23 protein-coding genes and 2 tRNA genes are annotated in these 17,238 nt (G+C 42.7%); 14 read left to right on the top strand and 11 right to left on the bottom strand.

The window, feature by feature from the left end; translation table 11 throughout:
• The first annotated feature begins 3 nt into the window (after nt 1-3).
• Nucleotides 4-699, top strand: a complete 696-nt coding sequence (locus tag D8801_RS05705; protein ID WP_084946298.1) for an ABC transporter ATP-binding protein — start codon at nt 4-6, stop codon at nt 697-699.
• A gap of 15 nt (nt 700-714) precedes the next feature.
• Nucleotides 715-1,449, top strand: coding sequence for a hypothetical protein (locus D8801_RS05700; protein ID WP_125848476.1), 735 nt, complete (start codon nt 715-717; stop codon nt 1,447-1,449).
• Between the two features lie 30 nt (nt 1,450-1,479).
• Here D8801_RS05700 and D8801_RS05695 read toward each other — a convergent pair whose 3' ends face one another.
• Nucleotides 1,480-2,175: an LrgB family protein gene (locus D8801_RS05695; RefSeq protein ID WP_001288938.1), complete on the bottom strand. Its 696-nt coding sequence runs from the start codon at nt 2,173-2,175 to the stop codon at nt 1,480-1,482.
• Nucleotides 2,172-2,546, bottom strand: a complete 375-nt coding sequence (locus tag D8801_RS05690) for a CidA/LrgA family protein (protein ID WP_061452895.1) — start codon at nt 2,544-2,546, stop codon at nt 2,172-2,174. The genes D8801_RS05695 and D8801_RS05690 overlap by 4 nt, the downstream gene beginning before the upstream one ends.
• A 196-nt stretch (nt 2,547-2,742) precedes the next feature.
• On the opposite strand from D8801_RS05690, the gene D8801_RS05685 reads away from it, so the two are divergent.
• The 7 genes from D8801_RS05685 to queF all read left to right on the top strand — a co-directional run bounded on the left by D8801_RS05685 (nt 2,743) and on the right by queF (nt 6,290).
• Nucleotides 2,743-3,123 (top strand): MarR family winged helix-turn-helix transcriptional regulator, encoded by a 381-nt coding sequence (locus D8801_RS05685; RefSeq protein WP_000221653.1) that lies wholly within the window; start codon nt 2,743-2,745, stop codon nt 3,121-3,123.
• Between the two features lie 98 nt (nt 3,124-3,221).
• Nucleotides 3,222-3,443 (top strand): DUF4649 family protein, encoded by a 222-nt coding sequence (locus D8801_RS05680; protein ID WP_000570264.1) that lies wholly within the window; start codon nt 3,222-3,224, stop codon nt 3,441-3,443.
• A 15-nt stretch (nt 3,444-3,458) separates the two neighbouring features.
• Nucleotides 3,459-3,773, top strand: coding sequence for a thioredoxin (trxA, locus tag D8801_RS05675; protein ID WP_001029581.1), 315 nt, complete (start codon nt 3,459-3,461; stop codon nt 3,771-3,773).
• A 202-nt stretch (nt 3,774-3,975) separates the two neighbouring features.
• Nucleotides 3,976-4,629, top strand: coding sequence for a 7-cyano-7-deazaguanine synthase QueC (gene queC, locus D8801_RS05670; protein ID WP_125848474.1), 654 nt, complete (start codon nt 3,976-3,978; stop codon nt 4,627-4,629).
• Nucleotides 4,629-5,072: a 6-carboxytetrahydropterin synthase QueD gene (queD, locus tag D8801_RS05665; protein WP_125848472.1), complete on the top strand. Its 444-nt coding sequence runs from the start codon at nt 4,629-4,631 to the stop codon at nt 5,070-5,072. Before queC ends, queD begins: the two co-directional genes overlap by 1 nt.
• Complete coding sequence (gene queE, locus D8801_RS05660; protein ID WP_125425940.1) at nt 5,065-5,781, top strand: 7-carboxy-7-deazaguanine synthase QueE; 717 nt, start codon at nt 5,065-5,067, stop codon at nt 5,779-5,781. The genes queD and queE overlap by 8 nt, the downstream gene beginning before the upstream one ends.
• A 17-nt stretch (nt 5,782-5,798) precedes the next feature.
• On the top strand, nt 5,799-6,290 hold the full coding sequence (gene queF / locus D8801_RS05655) for a preQ(1) synthase (protein ID WP_125848470.1): 492 nt from the start codon (nt 5,799-5,801) through the stop codon (nt 6,288-6,290).
• A gap of 254 nt (nt 6,291-6,544) precedes the next feature.
• On the opposite strand, the gene D8801_RS05650 is transcribed toward queF, so the two are convergent.
• Entirely contained in the window at nt 6,545-7,213 is a 669-nt protein-coding gene (locus D8801_RS05650; RefSeq protein ID WP_125848468.1) for an MIP/aquaporin family protein, read from the bottom strand.
• A gap of 146 nt (nt 7,214-7,359) precedes the next feature.
• Complete coding sequence (locus tag D8801_RS05640; protein WP_125848464.1) at nt 7,360-7,707, bottom strand: winged helix-turn-helix transcriptional regulator; 348 nt, start codon at nt 7,705-7,707, stop codon at nt 7,360-7,362.
• A 150-nt stretch (nt 7,708-7,857) separates the two neighbouring features.
• Between D8801_RS05640 and D8801_RS05635 the strand changes: the two genes are divergently transcribed.
• Nucleotides 7,858-8,247 (top strand): nuclear transport factor 2 family protein, encoded by a 390-nt coding sequence (locus tag D8801_RS05635; RefSeq protein ID WP_125848462.1) that lies wholly within the window; start codon nt 7,858-7,860, stop codon nt 8,245-8,247.
• 168 nt (nt 8,248-8,415) lie between these two features.
• Here D8801_RS05635 and pepF read toward each other — a convergent pair whose 3' ends face one another.
• The 7 genes from pepF to D8801_RS05600 all read right to left on the bottom strand — a co-directional run bounded on the left by pepF (nt 8,416) and on the right by D8801_RS05600 (nt 14,511).
• Nucleotides 8,416-10,212, bottom strand: coding sequence for an oligoendopeptidase F (gene pepF, locus D8801_RS05630; RefSeq protein ID WP_125848460.1), 1,797 nt, complete (start codon nt 10,210-10,212; stop codon nt 8,416-8,418).
• A 10-nt stretch (nt 10,213-10,222) separates the two neighbouring features.
• A complete protein-coding gene (locus D8801_RS05625) occupies nt 10,223-10,966 on the bottom strand; it encodes a 16S rRNA (uracil(1498)-N(3))-methyltransferase (RefSeq protein WP_125848458.1) in 744 nt (247 codons plus the stop codon).
• Between the two features lies 1 nt (nt 10,967).
• Complete coding sequence (prmA, locus tag D8801_RS05620) at nt 10,968-11,918, bottom strand: 50S ribosomal protein L11 methyltransferase (protein WP_093586565.1); 951 nt, start codon at nt 11,916-11,918, stop codon at nt 10,968-10,970.
• Nucleotides 11,919-12,055: 137 nt separating this feature from the next.
• Entirely contained in the window at nt 12,056-12,529 is a 474-nt protein-coding gene (locus tag D8801_RS05615; protein WP_093586563.1) for a GNAT family N-acetyltransferase, read from the bottom strand.
• Nucleotides 12,516-12,953 carry an NUDIX hydrolase gene (locus D8801_RS05610; protein ID WP_093586561.1) on the bottom strand — a complete coding sequence of 146 codons (438 nt, stop codon included), beginning with the start codon at nt 12,951-12,953 and terminating at the stop codon, nt 12,516-12,518. Before D8801_RS05610 ends, D8801_RS05615 begins: the two co-directional genes overlap by 14 nt.
• A 1-nt stretch (nt 12,954) precedes the next feature.
• Nucleotides 12,955-14,022, bottom strand: a complete 1,068-nt coding sequence (locus D8801_RS05605; RefSeq protein ID WP_180364068.1) for a site-2 protease family protein — start codon at nt 14,020-14,022, stop codon at nt 12,955-12,957.
• Between the two features lie 18 nt (nt 14,023-14,040).
• Nucleotides 14,041-14,511 carry a DUF3013 family protein gene (locus tag D8801_RS05600; RefSeq protein WP_125848456.1) on the bottom strand — a complete coding sequence of 157 codons (471 nt, stop codon included), beginning with the start codon at nt 14,509-14,511 and terminating at the stop codon, nt 14,041-14,043.
• A gap of 115 nt (nt 14,512-14,626) precedes the next feature.
• Between D8801_RS05600 and D8801_RS05595 the strand changes: the two genes are divergently transcribed.
• From D8801_RS05595 to D8801_RS05580, 4 genes are all read left to right on the top strand, one after another.
• A complete protein-coding gene (locus D8801_RS05595) occupies nt 14,627-15,898 on the top strand; it encodes a replication-associated recombination protein A (RefSeq protein ID WP_125848454.1) in 1,272 nt (423 codons plus the stop codon).
• Between the two features lie 265 nt (nt 15,899-16,163).
• Nucleotides 16,164-16,236 (top strand) — tRNA-Lys (locus D8801_RS05590).
• A gap of 351 nt (nt 16,237-16,587) precedes the next feature.
• Nucleotides 16,588-17,103 (top strand): DUF308 domain-containing protein, encoded by a 516-nt coding sequence (locus tag D8801_RS05585; RefSeq protein WP_000672739.1) that lies wholly within the window; start codon nt 16,588-16,590, stop codon nt 17,101-17,103.
• A gap of 62 nt (nt 17,104-17,165) precedes the next feature.
• Nucleotides 17,166-17,238, top strand: a tRNA-Lys gene (locus D8801_RS05580).

Genomic DNA, 17,238 nt, shown 5'->3' with positions numbered 1-17,238 from the left:
ATTATGACATTACTAGCGTTTGAAAATGTATCCAAATCCTATGGGGCTACAGCAGCCCTTAACAATGTTTCCCTTGAGATTCCCGCTGGAAAAATCGTCGGGCTTCTCGGTCCAAACGGATCTGGAAAAACAACCTTGATCAAGCTGATCAACGGACTTCTCCAACCAGACCAAGGTCGTGTCCTCATTAACAACATGGACCCAAGTCCTGCTACCAAGGCCATTGTCTCTTATCTACCAGACACGACTTATCTGAATGAACAGATGAAAATCAAAGAAGCACTGACCTACTTTAAAACTTTCTACCAAGATTTCAATCTTGAGCGGGCTCAGCACCTTTTAGCAGATCTTGGCATTGATGAAAACAGTCGTCTCAAGAAATTGTCAAAAGGAAACAAGGAAAAGGTTCAGCTCATCCTGGTTATGAGCCGTGAAGCTCGTCTCTACGTGCTCGACGAACCGATTGGTGGTGTGGATCCAGCTGCCCGTGACTATATCTTGAACACCATCATCAACAACTACTCACCAACTTCAACTGTCTTGATTTCTACCCACTTGATTTCAGATATTGAGCCGATCTTGGACGAAATCATCTTCCTAAATAACGGAAAAGTTGTTCGTCAAGGAAATGTTGATGATATTCGTTATGAGTCAGGTGAGTCAATTGACCAGCTCTTCCGCCAGGAGTTCAAGGCTTAGACAAAGGAGATTATTATGTTTTGGAATTTAGTTCGTTATGAATTTAAAAATGTTAACAAATGGTATCTAGCTCTCTACGGTGCTGTGCTTGCAATTTCGGTTTTGATTGGTGCATCCATTTCTGGTATTAGTCAGACCTACACTAGCTATGGTAATGAGCCCTACTATCTGTTAGGCTTTCTGATCTTAGTTTTTGGGGGGCTCAGCGTTACTCTCTGGATCGCGACGATCTTTCTAATCGTTCGACGCTTCAAGGGAAGTGTCTACGATCGTCAGGGCTATCTGACATTGACTCTGCCCGTCTCTGAACACCAAATCATCACCGCCAAATTACTGGGTGCTCTCATTTGGTCAATCATAAGCTATATTGTATTTATCTTGAGTATCATTATTATCTTCTCACTCACCCCTGTAGTGAAAGATTTGCCACTCCTCTATCGATTTATCTCTCCTTATCTCGGTTACGGTTGGCTCTATGCCCTCTCTCTTCTGGTGGGTTCAATTACTTGGATTTTATCTATTTACCTTTGCATCTCAATTGGTCAACTATTTAACGAGTATCGTACCGCTATGGGAATTTTAGCCTATATCGTGCTTAACATCGTGATTGGCTATATTTCCATCTTCTTCCGAATGGATTATGATTTTAACCTCCTAATCAGCGCTGATATCCTCAAAGATTTCATTCTAGCAATTATCTACTACCTCGGAACCTACTACATCTTGAAAAATAAGGTCAACTTGCAATAAAAATGCCCAGCTAAAAAGCTGGGTTTTTCTTTAACTCAATATCAAGCTGGCCACGATGGGGCTTACAAATACGTAGAGAATACCAGTTACACCGATAGCCAAGCCACCCATGGCTCCTGCTACAGAACCATATCGAAAGGCCGTTCCCGTTCCGACAGCATGCCCTGTCCCTCCAAGAGAAAGGCCTACAGCCACTGGATCATCAATCTTCAACCACTTCAAAAGGGTTGGTCCAATAACACTTGTTAAAATCCCAGTTGCTACTACAACCACCAAGGTCACAGTCGTCAAACCTTGCAATTTTTCTGTGATTCCCACTGCCATGGCGGTTGTCACTGACTTGGGAAAGAGAGAAATGGCTAGGAAAAAGTCCATGCCAAAGATTTTCGCCACTATGGCAGTGAAGCTAGTATTGACAACTACTGCTAGCAGACTACCAAAGAGAATACTCCGAGCATGGTGCTTCATCAGATGAAAACTTTTATAAAGCGGAATCCCTAGAGCCACGGTCGATGGGACAATCAAGTTGTTCAGATAAACCCCGCCTTGGTAGTAATCTTGGTAAGAAATACCCGTCGCCTTAAGAAGGATGATAATGAAAATTGCCGACAAAAGCAAGGGCGTTGTTAATGGATGGGGGAAACGCCTGTAAATCAACATTCCCACTAGATAAGCTAGGATAGACAGAGCAATCCCAAACAGGGGATTGGAAACAAATTCACTCATTTGGCTTCTCCTTTCTCATAATCTCCCTCAAACCGTCGCTTGATAAACTGAACCACTAGGGCGATGAGGATAATGTTGATGACAGCCGCAAAAAAGACAATCAAGACAATGGGCAAGAGATAAGGGGCAATCACATCAAACTTTTCCATGATTCCAACTGCTGGTGGCAAAAAGAGAATGGTCATATTGGCCAGCAAGAAATTCCCGACCATGTTGACATGCCTGGTCCTTAGCCACTTGAATTGCAGGGCTAGAAAAAGAATAATCAAACCGATAATACTGCCTGGAATAGGCAGATGAAAGAAACTGGAGATTCCCTCACCGATTAGAGAAATCACAAAGAGAATCATTAATTGAACATATAACTTCATCTCAAACTCCTTGAAATAGAATTCTTGCATACCAGTTTACTCTTTTTTCAGAAAATTTCAAGGAAATATCGAAATTTTTCTTTCTTGCAAGGATTAGCTAAAAGTAGTATAATCATTGCATGCGCAATCATCTTATGTTACAAAGACAGTCAGCAATGATTTTGTGATTTTTACTTTGAAAAGAAAGGAGAAAGCAATGACCTACTTAGAAAAATGGTTTGACTACAACCGCCGTCAAAAGGAAATGGAAACTATGTTGGAAGAAACCATCGCCCAGCAGAGTGAACAAAGGCTGACCTTAAAAGAGTTTTACCTGCTCTACTATCTGAATCTAGCTAATGAAAAGTCCTTACGGCAGATTGACCTGCCAGATAAACTCCATCTCAGTCCGAGCGCTGTTTCTCGAATGGTGGCCCGACTAGAAGAGAAAAACTGCGGTTTGCTTAGTCGCCGATGTTGCGATCAGGATAGACGGGCTAGTTTTATCTGCCTGACTGACGAGGGACAGACAACTCTGGCTTATCTACAAAAGGTCATCGAAGAAAGACTGGAAATGAATCTTGACTTCATTTCTTAATCAGATTTTTTTAAAAAAGTTGCGTGCGCAATCATTTTTCTTGACATTCCTCGTTTCAAGGAGTACAATAAAGTCAAGATCGAATAAAGGAGTTTTATATGATCGAAATTACCTACCTAGACGCCAGCAAACAAGAGAGAACTATGACTTTCGAGTCTTATCAAGACTTTGAACGTTCTCAACAAGCCTGCCTTATCGGCGTCGCGGATTACTACACTGTCCAAAAATTAACTTACAATGGTCATGATTTGGACTACCATGGGACTTATGGAGATGTCTTCTTCTATCTCATGAAACAAGATTTAAGCCAATATAACTAAAAAAGGAGAAATACTATGGCAAAAGCAATTACAGATGCAACATTTGAACAAGAGACAAAAGACGGTTTGGTCTTGGTAGACTTCTGGGCAACTTGGTGTGGTCCATGTCGTATGCAAGGTCCAATCTTGGATAAATTGTCTGAAGAACTTTCAGAAGATGTCTTGAAAATCGTTAAAATGGACGTTGATGAAAATCCAAACACAGCTCGTGCCTTTGGAATCATGTCTATCCCAACTCTTCTCTTCAAAAAAGACGGCCAAGTGGTGAAACAAGTTGCTGGAGTACACACAGCAGAACAAATCAAGGCCATCGTTGCTGAATTGAGTTAATCACACTAGAGACCAAGTGCTTTATTTGGTCTCTTTTTTCTTGCCCTTTGCCATTTTTTAAAAAATATGCTAGACTGTAGGTAGAATATTACGATGTTTGGGACATGCCATCGCTAAAAAAAACCTCTACTTGGTATTTTTTAGCTCCCCTCAAGGGAGCTTTTTGCGTGCTCTGAACATTTCCCACTTTGGAAGGAGTACTATGAAACGTCAATCAGCCTTGGTCGTCTTTAGTGGTGGCCAAGATTCCACAACCTGCCTCTTTTGGGCTAAAGAACACTATGAAACGGTCGAAGCTGTCACCTTTGCCTACGGCCAACGCCATCATCTCGAAATTCAAGTTGCTAGAGAAATCGCTAAGGAGCAAGGCATTCGTCATCACATCTTGGATATGTCTCTACTGGGACAAATCACTGAAAATGCCTTGACTTCTGATCTGGAAATCGAGCAAAAAGAGGGAGAGATTCCCAATACCTTTGTTGACGGTCGCAACCACCTCTTTCTGTCCTTTGCGGCAGTTCTTGCTAAGCAACGAGGCATTAAAGACATCGTCACAGGTGTCTGCGAGACAGACTTCTCAGGCTACCCTGACTGCCGAGATGTCTTTGTCAAATCTCTCAATGTTACCCTCAACCTTGCTATGGATTACGACTTTGTTATCCAAACACCTCTCATGTGGTTAGACAAGGCTGAAACTTGGGAGTTAGCCGATCAACTCGGTGCCTTTGACTATGTTCGTGAAAAGACCTTGACCTGCTACAATGGGATTATCGGAAGTGGCTGTGGAGATTGTCCAGCCTGCAACCTACGTCAGCATGGACTAGATGTTTATCTCTCACAGAAAGGAGAGGGCTAATGTTTTTTGCACCCAAAGAAATCAAACAGGAAACTGGGGAGTCTCTTGTCTACAACCCTCACAGAACCTTAGTTTCAAAAGAATTTACCTTCGACGCTGCCCACCACCTCTTTCACTATGAAGGAAAATGCAAGTCCCTGCACGGCCACACTTATCATCTGCAGATTGCTGTTAGTGGATTTTTAGATGAACGGGGCATGACCTACGATTTTGGAGACATTAAAGCGATCTACAAGAACTTCTTAGAGCCCCACTTGGATCATCGCTATCTCAATGAAACCCTGCCTTATATGAACACAACTGCTGAAAATATGGTTTACTGGATTTTCCAAACCATGAGCCAAGAGTTGCCAGACGAACGCAGTCTCCGTTTGGAATACGTTCGCCTCTATGAAACTCCGACTGCCTTTGCAGAGTTTAGACGGGAGTGGTTAGATGACTAGGGAACGTGTCCTCAAACTACCGGTTCTTGAAATTTTCGGGCCAACCTTTCAAGGTGAAGGTCGTGCTATCGGGCAGAAAACCATGTTTGTCCGCACTGCTGGTTGCGACTACCACTGCGACTGGTGCGACTCTGCCTTTACTTGGGATGGTTCTGAAAAACCTACTCGTATGACAGCTGACGAAGTCATTGCCGCCTTAGATAAGCTGGGAAGCTACGACTATGTAACCCTGTCTGGGGGAAATCCTACTATCCTAGCAGCCAACATGGCTCAACTCGTCACCAAGCTCAAGGAACGTGGTGTCACTCTGGCTGTTGAGACCCAAGGCTCTCGCTGGCAAAATTGGTTAAAAGACATCGACCAAGTCACTCTGAGCCCCAAACCTCCTTCCTCCAAGATGGAAGTTAACTTCGAGACTTTAGACTTTATCGTTTCCCAATTGGATCCAGACAAGGTCACCTTTAAAATCCCTGTCTTTGATGATGCCGATTTGGCCTTTGCTAAAGGGATTCAAGAACGTTACCAACCAGATGTTCTCTTCTTATCGGCTGGAAATCCTGAGCCCAAGGCTACAGGTAATATCGTCCAAGACCAACTAGACCGCCTCAAAGAACTCTGGGAACGCATCGCTGCTGACGATAGCTGGGGCAATGTCCGCGTCCTTCCTCAACTTCATACCCTCCTCTACGACAACCAGCGTGGTGTTTAAATTAGAAAGAAAAAATCATGTCACAACAAGAAGAAATGAAAAATCTAAGCCTACTGGGCAACAAAGAAACTACCTACATTTTTGACTATCAACCAGAAGTCCTCGAATCCTTTGACAATCGTCATGTGGAAAATGACTATTTCATCAAATTCGACTGTCCTGAATTTACCTCCCTGTGCCCTATCACTGCTCAGCCAGACTTTGCAACCATTTATATTTCCTACATTCCTGACAAGCTCTGTGTCGAGTCAAAATCCCTCAAACTCTACCTCTTTAGCTACCGAAATCATGGAGATTTTCATGAAAACTGTATCAACACTATCGGGAAAGACTTGGTCAATCTACTAGACCCTCGCTATTTAGAAGTCTGGGGAAAATTCACTCCGCGCGGTGGCATCTCAATCGACCCCTACTACAACTACGGTAGACCTGGAACCAAGTATGAAGGCTTGGCAGAACAACGCCTCTTTCAACACGACCTTCATCCAGAGAAAATTGACAACCGCTAATACTCTTCGAAAATCTCTTCAACCCGCGTCAACGTCGCCTTGCCGTATGCATGGTTACTGACTTCGTCAGTTTCATCTACAACCTCAAAACCATGTTTTTAGCTGACTTCGTCAGTTCTATCTACAACCTCAAAGCAGTGCTTTGAGCAACCTGCGGATAGTTTCCTAGTTGGCTCTTTGATTTTCATTGAGTATAAACAGATACGAAAAAGCCCTGTTCCTCAAGATGAGGAGCAAGGCTTTTTGAATTTCAATTATTCTTCTGTTCCAAGGAAGTTTTTCGCAACAAGTGCTGCAAGAACACCACCAACGATTGGAGCAAGGATGAAAATCCATACTTGTTGAAGGGCTGCGCCACCTACAAAGACAGCTGGTGCCAAGCTACGAGCTGGGTTAACTGAAAGTCCAGTAATGTTCAATCCCACAAGGATCATTGCCATCAAGGACAAACCAATCACCAAACCAGCAATCGCACCATTACCTTTGCTTGCTGATGTTACAGTCATGATGACCAAAACAAACAAGAATGTTGCGATTGTTTCAAACAAGAAACCACCAAAGACAGTGACACCGTTTGCCAAGGCATTTTCACCAAGACTAGCAGTTGACACGCCTGAGTTAGACAAGAGGAAGAATACTGCAGCTGACGCAAGGAAAGCTCCAATTACTTGTCCAAGGATGTAGTTTACAAGCTCTGAAGATGACAAACGTTTGTTTACAAACATAGCGATCGAAACAGCTGGGTTCAAGTGAGCACCTGAAACAGTTCCGATTGAGGAAGCTGCGACTACAATTGCCAAACCAAAGGCAAAAGCAATTCCAAGGTGTCCAAGACCCTCAAGACCATTTCCAAAAACAACAGCTCCTGTTCCGATGAACACAAGCATAAATGTACCGATTAATTCAGCAACAAATTTTTTCATGATAAGTCTCCTTTTTTTAAAACTATGTATTAGTCTATCAAAAGAAGGAAAGGGTTTCAAGAAAATTGACTGGAAAGTTACTGGTTTGCCTTACTGTCTTTTAATTGAGGGATTCGATAAAAAATACATTCCCTCTATGGGAATTATCAGTTGCCTATCTCATTAGCATTTAGCAACTTAATATAATCCAGACCCCATTTCTCGACAGCATCTAAAACAACTCTGAATTCCTGCCCCATTTCGGTTAAGCTGTACTCAACTCGTGGTGGAACTTCGGCATAGACCTTTCGTTGAACAATCTTATCCTTTTCTAATTGACGGAGATGACGGGTCAAAATAGTTTGAGTAATCCCAGGCAATAATCTCTGTAATTCTTTAAATCGTTTAGTACCCGTACTCAACTGATAAATGATTACCAGTGCCCATTTCCCCGTTAAAACCCTCTGCGTTGTCGCAAATGGACAAATACCATACTCACTCACTTTATTTGGCATAAAATATCTTCTTTCTATTTTTTTAAAAAAATTTATCTTTTAGTATCAACAATAGTACTACTTTTGATACCAGCTATCGAAAAAGTGTCTACTTGTTTTTTCGATTTTAACTGTTACAATTATACCATAAAAAAGAAATGGAGAATAGATATGTCAACAAACTTAGAAATTTTCAATGCTTATAACCAAGCTTTAATTGCTGGTGACTTTCCTGGTGTCTTTGAAACTATGGCAGACGATATTGTCTGGCATCAACCTGGTAATCATAGTATATCTGGCACAGTTATTGGTAAGGACAAGCTAGGATCTCACCTGGCTACATTTGCTGAGAAAACTAATGGAACCTTTAAGGTGATAACAAATTGGGTTTCTGACAATAAGGATTTAATCGCAGCTAATGTTACTTTTCTTGGAACACGGGCTGATGGTACTGAACTCAATATGAACGGGATTGACCTCTTCCGTATTGAAGACGGAAAAATCAAAGAAGTTTGGCTCTTCTCTTCAGATCAAGCTGAAGAAGATAGCTTTTGGGGATAATTTAAGAGGCCGGGACAAAAAATTTTGATTTTAGGAATTCTTTATTATAAATTTCTAAAATCGATAGATTAGAAAAAAAGCAAACAAGACAGTATTCTGAGTGTCAGATAACTCGTTTTGTTCGCTTTTTATATTTAAGGTTAGACTTTTGTCCCAGACTCTTTTAATTTACTCTCCCAACTCAGCACTGTAGGCGATAATCTGGTCAACTGTGTCTGACAAGAACTGGATGGTATCACGGAGTGGTTTGTCTGTTGAGATATCCGCTCCGATAATCATGGCTGACTCAAGCGGTGTCTTACTACCACCTGATTTAAGGAGATTGAGCCAGTCTCTAGCTCCAGTCTCAGAGTTTTTCAGATGGAGGTAACCTGCAGTCGAGATGACAAGACCAGCAGAGTAAGTGTAACTATACAAGCCCATGTAGTAGTGAGCTTGGCGCATCCAAGTCAGTGCCGCATCGTCATCAATTTCAATAGCATCTCCCCAGAAATCTGTCAAAACTTCCTTCATAATGCTGTTGAGTTTGCTTGCTCCAAAGGTTTCCCCTTCTTCAATCAATGTATAAACCTTACGCTGGAAGGCTGCCTCCAAGAGGTGGGTGATGAAATTATGGAAGTAGGTATCTGTCAAGCGGTGGGCAAGAGCGAAACGTTTTTGACGAGGGTCGTCAGATTGGTGCTCCAAGTAATCACTAAGAAGCAATTCATTGAAGGTTGATGGCGCTTCGACGTAGTAGGTCGACATATGAGCATTGAAGTAACTTTGGTGATTGTCTGAAAAGATGAATTGACCAGAATGTCCGATTTCATGAATCAAGGTATAGACATCACTCAAACGACCAGTCCAGCTCATGAGGACATAAGGGTGCACGCGATACGGATCCGCCGCATAACCACCAGAATCCTTGCCACTATTAGCAGCAAAGTCCACCCATCGTTCCTCTTGATAACGAGCAACTTCCTGACAATATTCTTGTCCCAAAGGTTCTACTGACTTCATGACCAAATCATAGGCATCGTCAATAGTCACTTCAGGATTCAGGGCGCTATCCAAGTCCAATTTCCAGTCTGCAAAAGTCATCTTTTCAAGACCATTGACCTTGGCAACATGCTTGAGGTATCTCTGGGCAACTGGCGCAAAGTCCTTCATGATGAGGTCGATCTGGCGGTCAAACATAGCACGGTCCACTTCTTGCTCAGCCAGAAGATAGTCAAAAACTGAGTCGTAACCCTTCATATCTGCCAAGAGTTTTTCAGACTTGACTTGGGCTAGATAGGCTGTCGCAGCTGTATTTTGGTGCTTACGAAGTCCTTCTGAGAAAGAACGGAAGGATTTCTCACGAACCTCAGCGTCCTCGTGGTTTTGGTAAAAATTTTCATAGGTCACAAAGCTGTTTTTGTAGGTCTTGCCATGGGCCTCAAAGTCAGCCATTTCAAAATCCCCAGCTCGCATTTTAGTATAAATGTCCTGTGGACTATAGAAAACTTCACCGAGATTGGTCAAGGCCTTCTCAACATCTGCCCCTAGGTAGTGGGCTTTTTTGATCTTAGCCTGACGAATAGCTGCTGTCAAGTGGGGAAGTTCCCCCAAACGGTCCAAGACTTCCTCGTCTGCTGCTACCAAAGCGTCGTCAAAGAAGGTCAAGGCTACGCTGGCATCTGTTTCAAATTCCATCCCAGCTTGGGCAATGTTGGCAAAATCTTCGTTGCTATAGTCTGTCGTCTGAGGCATAAAGGCGTAATTGCCGATATGGCTCATCTGGATATAGATTTGTTCCAATTCTGCAAAGGCCTTCTCGAAATCTTCAAAAGTGTGAAGATTGCCCTTGTAATCACGGCTAAATTGATTGATGTCTTCGCGCGTTTTCTCGATTGCACGCAAGAAATCCTCACGGTCTTGGTATAGGGCGGTTAAATCCCAAAGTTCCTTCTCTGAGAATTCTGAACGGTGTTTTTGTTCCATTTTCTTCCTCTTATTTCTCTAATTCTACTAAAACACTAAGGGCTGATAAAGCATAAAGTGGTGCTGTTTCTGCTCTTAGAATGCGAGGACCAAGTCCTGCCAAGACGGCTCCTTTAGTTTCAAAACCCTCAATTTCTGCAGGTGAGAGACCGCCTTCTGGGCCAAAGATAAAGAGCAATTTGGCTCCTTTTTCAAGACCAGTAACTGCTTGTAAGAGTGCAGCGGCTTCTCCTTCTTTTGCTGATTCTTCATAGGCCACTATGATAGAGTCAAACTGGTCTAGTTGGGCTAGAAAGTCTGCTTTTTTCTCAAAAAGTGTGATGCTTGGAACGATATTACGTTTGCTTTGTTCAGCTGCTCCAAGGGCGATTTTTTCTAGTTTTTCAACTTTCTTGCCTAGTTTCTTGCCGTCCCATTTGGCAACTGACCAATCGGCAGGAAAGGCCCAGATTTGGCTAGCGCCTAGTTCCGTCACTTTTTGAGTAATAAACTCCAGCTTGTCTCCCTTGGGAAATCCAGATGCGATGGTTACTTGAACGGGCAGTTCTACATTGTCAGCTAATTCTTGAACCAACTCAAACTGACGATTTTCCACATCCAGCACGCGCGCCAAGCGCTTGACGCCATCATCAAAGACCAAGGTCACCTCATCCTCTTCTTTCAGGCGCATGACCTGAAACATGTGCTTGCTGGTTTCCTTGTCCTCAATGGTCACAGGTGATGTAGGACTGCCTTTGACAAAATACTGTTGCATGCTAGCCTCCAATCACACCTGAAATATCCTTAGTCTTCTTAAAGACACAGGCGTTCCATTCCCCTTGAACCATGTGAGTTTCGAGGAAAAATCCAGCTAACTCAGCCGACTCGCGCACCATGTCCCACTTGTCCTTGATAATGCCACTCATGATGAGGTAGCCCTCATCCTTGACCAAGCGATAAGCATCCTCTGTCAGATGAATGAGAATATCCGCCAAGATATTAGCCACGATGACATCTGCCTCAATTTCAACACCCTTAAGCAAATCTCCAGCCGCTACATGAATATTTTCCATGCCAGGGTTGAGTTCAATATTTTCCTGAGCGACCCGAACCGCCACATCATCGAGGTCATAGGCGAAAATCTCCTTAGCACCAAGAAGCGAGCTGGCAATGGAAAGAACTCCTGATCCAGTTCCCACATCAAGCACCGTTTCGCCACCACGAAGGACCTGCTCCAAGGCAAAAAGGCTCATCTTAGTAGTTGGATGCGTCCCAGTTCCGAAGGCCATACCAGGATCTAGCTTGATAATCTTTTCTCCCGTAGTCGCCTCATAGTCTGTCCAGGACGGCACGATGGTCAAATCATGAGTGATGCGAGCGGGTTCATAGTATTTCTTCCAGTTGTCTGCCCAGTCTTCCTCAGCCAAGGCGGTCGTTCCCATCTTGACTTCTCCCAAGTCTATAAAATCCGTCAAGTCTGCCAAGCGAGCCTGCAAATCCGCCTCAACCACTGCCACATCAACCGTATCAGGGTAGTAGGCTGTCACCACGATTTCTTCCTGCTGCTCGACCTCTGGGAAAATCTCACCAAAACGGTCGACATTTCCCACATAGTCCATGCTGTCTTCGATCGCAACACCTTGAGCACCTAGCTCAATCAAGAGATTGGAGACCAACTCCTCTCCCTCACGCTTCACTGTAACTTTTAACTCTTGCCATGTTTCCATAATTAAGATACCAAGCCCGTAAAACACAAAGCCAAAATAGGAAACTCTCTGAAGACGCTTGTGTCTAAGAGAAGTTTATCTTTTTGGCACAGTGTTTAGGGCGGGTTCAGTTTAGAAATTTAACTGAACCATCCTTTCTATTTGTCAATCAATTTTTTCATGTAGACCATATCCATACCTTCTTTTTCAGGTTCGATATGGGTTTGACGGTAACCATTTTTCTCATAAAAAGCGACCATGCCCGCATCCTGTAATACCGTACACAAATCCCACTGCTTAATCGTCGGAAATTCCTTTTCCAGCAATTCCAATCCTTCAGAACCATAACCTTTTCCTTGATACTGGGGTAAAATCGCTGCCGTTCCCAACCAAGCCTCCGTCAACTCTTCATTGGTCTGAACTCGTAAAAATCCGATATTTTCGTCCTTTTCTTTCACAAAGTAGTAATAGCTATTGGGACGCTCAACCAATTTCCACTTGATTCGTTCACGATCCTCGAGATAAGGATCATACTCATCTTGGTATTTTTCATAGACAGCCTTAAAGCTAGCTCTTTGAATCGCAATGATGGTCTCCAAATCCTCTGCTCCTGCTCTCTCAAGTGTTATCATAATTCTCCTCCAAATACTCCCTCACTCTGTCCTGCAACTGGGGGACAACCTTATCTGAGCTAAGAAACTCCTCAATGCTCATCAGTCTATATCCCTGCCCTTCGTCACCAAAGACAATCTTGTCAAATTGTTCCTGAGCCAACTTACCAACCAAAAAGACGGATTTCTTCCCCTCAAAAAGCATACTTGGATAAACCTTACTCAAAAGCAGACAATCTTTAGTCAGACGAATCCCCAGTTCCTCAAAAACTTCACGCGCTGCGCACTCAAAAGGACTTTCATCCCCTTCACGCCCACCACCTGGTAGTTCCCACATATTGGGCCATGGGATGTTTTCCTTGTCATCACGTAAGATAGTTAAGAGCTTATCACCACAAAAGAGGGCAATTTTGCAACCTGTGAAATCAGAAATTTCTATTTCCATGTTAGACTCCTTCAGCTAATTCCTTTTCCAGCTCTGCTAACCAGTTTTCATAATAGCGTTTCTCGTCCCGTAGCATTCGGCTGCTATTCATTTTCTGTCTAGCAATCTTCATAGCCTTGCGAGTTTGAGCTATATTTTTCTTTACCTTAAATTGATACCAGGCTTGAATCATCTGCACATCTGCCATTTTTAGAGATAAAAAGGATTTAACACTTCGAATACTTGCATATTTCTCCGCTTTCTCATTATCTCCTTCCAGCAAGGCGATTTGAAGAAGGTATAGCTGGCAAAAAGTTTCAGACAGCGAGTGTTCTGTTCTCTCTAGTAAAGATTGAAATAGCTTTTTAGCTGTCTCCAAATGACCATCCAATATGAAAACCACTCCCTGAAGAGTTTGAATACTTTCTGCAAAACTCCCACTTGCATCCTCAGGAACAGGCATGATAAAGTCTTTCAAATCATATTCTTGAGGAGCTAGCAGGGTCTGGGCAGAATGCCTCAACACCATGTAGGCGTATTTGGTATTTTCAGGGTGTTGTCGCAATTCCCATATTTTTGCTCCATCGGTGATGCCGACTGGCAAAGTGTTGTTTAGGAAGAAAGACAAATTCAGAAAAATCCAAGTACCAGCAAAATACCAGCTTCTTGTCAAAAATCCAAACAATATCGCCAATAATATCAAGCTAAGATGAACCAGCAAACCTCCTGAAAGCATCAAGATGATTCTTTGATCGCTTTCATCTTCTTTCAATCCAATATACTGAGCACCAACATTTTTCAGAACGGCTGTTCGACTAAGATGAAACCTGCCTGACTTTTTGGTCAAAAGAAAATGTCCTAATCCAAAAGCCACCAGCCGATAGCCTGTCAAGTAGCCACAAAAAGCATGACCCAGCTCATGAAGAATAAAGATTAAATACATACTTAAAAGAGCGAAGGAATAACCAAAAGTGAATGCTAAAACTGCGGAATACCCCAACTCTGCAAATGCGATAGTGCCACAAGCAAAAGCTAGCATAATAAAGGCAAAAGCTAGCACATAAACCAAATAAATCCCAATTTTCTTCATAAAATCTCCAACCAACTCCTAGTATCTCGGATAAGGATAAAACTCCCCTTCCTCCAAGCCAACTTTTCCTTCTTCAAAGACTTCTTGGTTCCATTCCATGACAAATTCTTCTGCTTCTGGGTCTTCCAAAAAGTCCATGAGTGCATCTAGCCCAACCTCTGCAGTGTCTTTGAGGAATAGAGCAAAATAAGCTAAAAACTCACGAGAAAAACCTTTTTTAGGTAGGTAAGGGATAGCTGTCAAATAGTCTTCCTCATTGACTGTTGACTTGGCAGGATTGTAGAAAAGGACTGCTTCCTCGAAGAGAATGTCGTCTGATGAGACCTCTCCGTCCTCGTCCAGCATCTCTACTCCCGCAGCATTTTGTGCTTCCAATAAAAAACTCACTTCAACCGCGTGGTTGCGCTTGTCCCAGCTAATCTCAAAGTCAAAAGGAAAATTCTTCTCCAACTCTTCCTCTAAAACATCTAAAAATCCGTATGTTGCCATTTTGTCCTCTTTCTATGCGACTCTTAAATCGCCCCGATTACTCGAAATTATGCTAAAATAGATACTACCATCTTACCACATATACATCAGAAAATCCATGTTAGAAAGGACTGCTATGCCAGACAATCTCGCGCTTCGCATGCGCCCAAAAACCATCGACCAGGTCATCGGTCAGGATCATCTGGTCGGATCAGGAAAAATCATCCGCCGCATGGTGGAGGCCAACCGCCTGTCCTCCATGATTCTCTACGGACCTCCGGGTATCGGAAAGACCAGTATCGCCTCTGCCATCGCTGGAACGACCAAGTATGCCTTTCGGACCTTCAATGCCACTGTTGATAGCAAAAAACGTCTCCAAGAAATCGCTGAAGAGGCTAAATTCTCTGGAGGACTAGTCCTGTTATTGGACGAGATTCATCGTCTGGATAAAACCAAGCAAGACTTTCTTCTGCCACTCTTGGAAAGTGGTCTGGTTATCATGATTGGGGCGACGACTGAAAATCCCTTCTTTTCAGTCACTCCAGCCATTCGTAGCCGTGTTCAGATTTTTGAGTTAGAACCCTTGTCCAATCAAGATGTCAAAGGAGCGATTCAGATAGCTCTATCTGACCCTGAACGTGGCTTTGATTTCCCAGTTGAATTAGATGAGGATGCACTGGATTTCATCGCGACCTCTACAAATGGAGACCTGCGTTCTGCCTTTAATTCACTAGACTTAGCCGTTCTCTCTACCCCTGAAAATGATAAGGGCATCCGCCATATCACTCTTGATATCATGGAGAACAGTCTGCAAAGGAGCTATATAACTATGGACAAGGATGGGGATGGCCACTATGATGTCCTCTCAGCCCTGCAAAAGTCCATCCGCGGCTCGGATGTGGATGCCAGTCTTCATTACGCAGCCCGCTTGATTGAAGCTGGGGATCTGCCTAGTCTCGCTCGTCGTTTGACTGTGATTGCCTATGAGGATATTGGTTTGGCCAATCCTGAAGCCCAGATTCATACCGTAACTGCTCTAGATGCTGCACAAAGAATTGGTTTCCCAGAAGCTCGCATTCTCATTGCCAATATCGTGATTGATTTGGCCCTTTCTCCAAAATCCAACTCAGCCTATGTGGCTATGGACAAGGCTCTTGCTGACCTCAAAACATCAGGGCATTTGCCCATTCCACGACATCTGCGTGATGGACATTATAGTGGTAGCAAGGAATTGGGCAACGCTCAAAACTATCTCTATCCACACAACTATCCTGGACACTGGGTCAAACAAGACTACTTGCCAGAAAAGATTCGCAATCATAGCTACTTTTCACCAGAGGAAACTGGCAAGTACGAACGGGCCTTAGCCCAACGTAAGGAAACCATTGATAAATTAAGAAACTTGTGAAATCCTTTTCAAAAAAAATAAATTTTCCTCTTGAATTTTTTAAAAAAAGTGGTATCATATAAATATAGAAACGCTGTGGTGTACGACTTCACACTTAAGTGTTGACCGACTATTTTTTGTATTATTAGGGAAACAAAAGTCTTCTAACAGCATGTAGGCCGTCTCACACGGAAACAGCTTCAGTTAGAGCGAGTTGCCCACCTGCTTAATTGCGCGGGTTCAATACAAACCGTGAAGTTTCGGCACCAATACAGCTTTTTTCTTTGCCTCCTTAGCTCAGCTGGCAGAGCAGCGGACTCTTAATCCGTGGGTCACAGGTTCGATCCCTGTAGGGGGCATCTAAATACAACAGGAAAAGCCTTGATAACCAAGGCTTTTTTGCTTATCTATAACTGATTTGCCTCATCATTTGCCCCACTTTTAAATCTATCTTTTCTTTTTGAACCAAATTACATCTTAACAAATAGTGTAAAGCCAGTTACTTTTGCTTTGATGCCATACAATATTTTCATGTAGAGAAGACAAATTTTATCTTCTCTTTTTATTTTCAAAATAATAAAAACTGATTTTCTTTTCATGAATCAGACTGAAACTTCCAAATTTTCCATTTAGTTTATTGACATTTCCTCTAAAAAGGTGTATAATATTTTTATTATCAAACTATACTATACTATATAGGGGGTATTGAAATGAAATTTTCTAATCGTTTACTGCTATTCCTTGCAGGAGTTGTTTTTGTCCTTTTAGGACTTTTCCTATTTACAAACCCAGTAGCTAATCTTGTTGCTTACAGCTGGTGGATTGCATTTGGTTTACTGGTTTCTTCTATAGCAGCTATTTTAGGCTATTTCTCTGTACCAAAAGAGCTTCGCTCACCAGCTCATCTTTTCCAAGGGATTGTTAATCTTCTCTTAGCTCTTTACCTCGTTGCCTATGGCTTTGTGACGCTGCCAGTTGTCATTCCAACTATTTTAGGAATTTGGTTAATTGTAGAAGCCATTATAGCTTTCTTTAAAGGCAATCGTCTGGGATTGATTTTCCCTATTATTGGCAACCATATCATGTGGATAGCGTTGCTTGCATTTTTACTAGGTCTAGTGATTTTGTTCAATCCAGTAGCTACAAGTGTCTTTGTCGTTTATGTCGTTGCCTTTGCATTTTTAATTGTTGGTTTCACCTATATCCTTGATGCCTTTCGTAAATAATCTAGCTGCCATTTTGGGCATATTAAAATAGCTGGGAAGTTACATTCTCAGCTTTTTCTGTTGCCTCCTTAGCTCAGTTGGTAGAGCAGTAGACTCTTAAGCTATGGGGCGCAGGTTCGAGCCCTGCAGGGGGCA

The organism is Streptococcus oralis (assembly GCF_003943415.1).
GTDB classification, from domain to species: Bacteria; Bacillota; Bacilli; order Lactobacillales; family Streptococcaceae; genus Streptococcus; species Streptococcus oralis_BJ.
The sequence above is the reverse complement of the archived record's forward strand: the minus strand, read 5'-3'. Positions and strand labels throughout refer to the sequence as shown.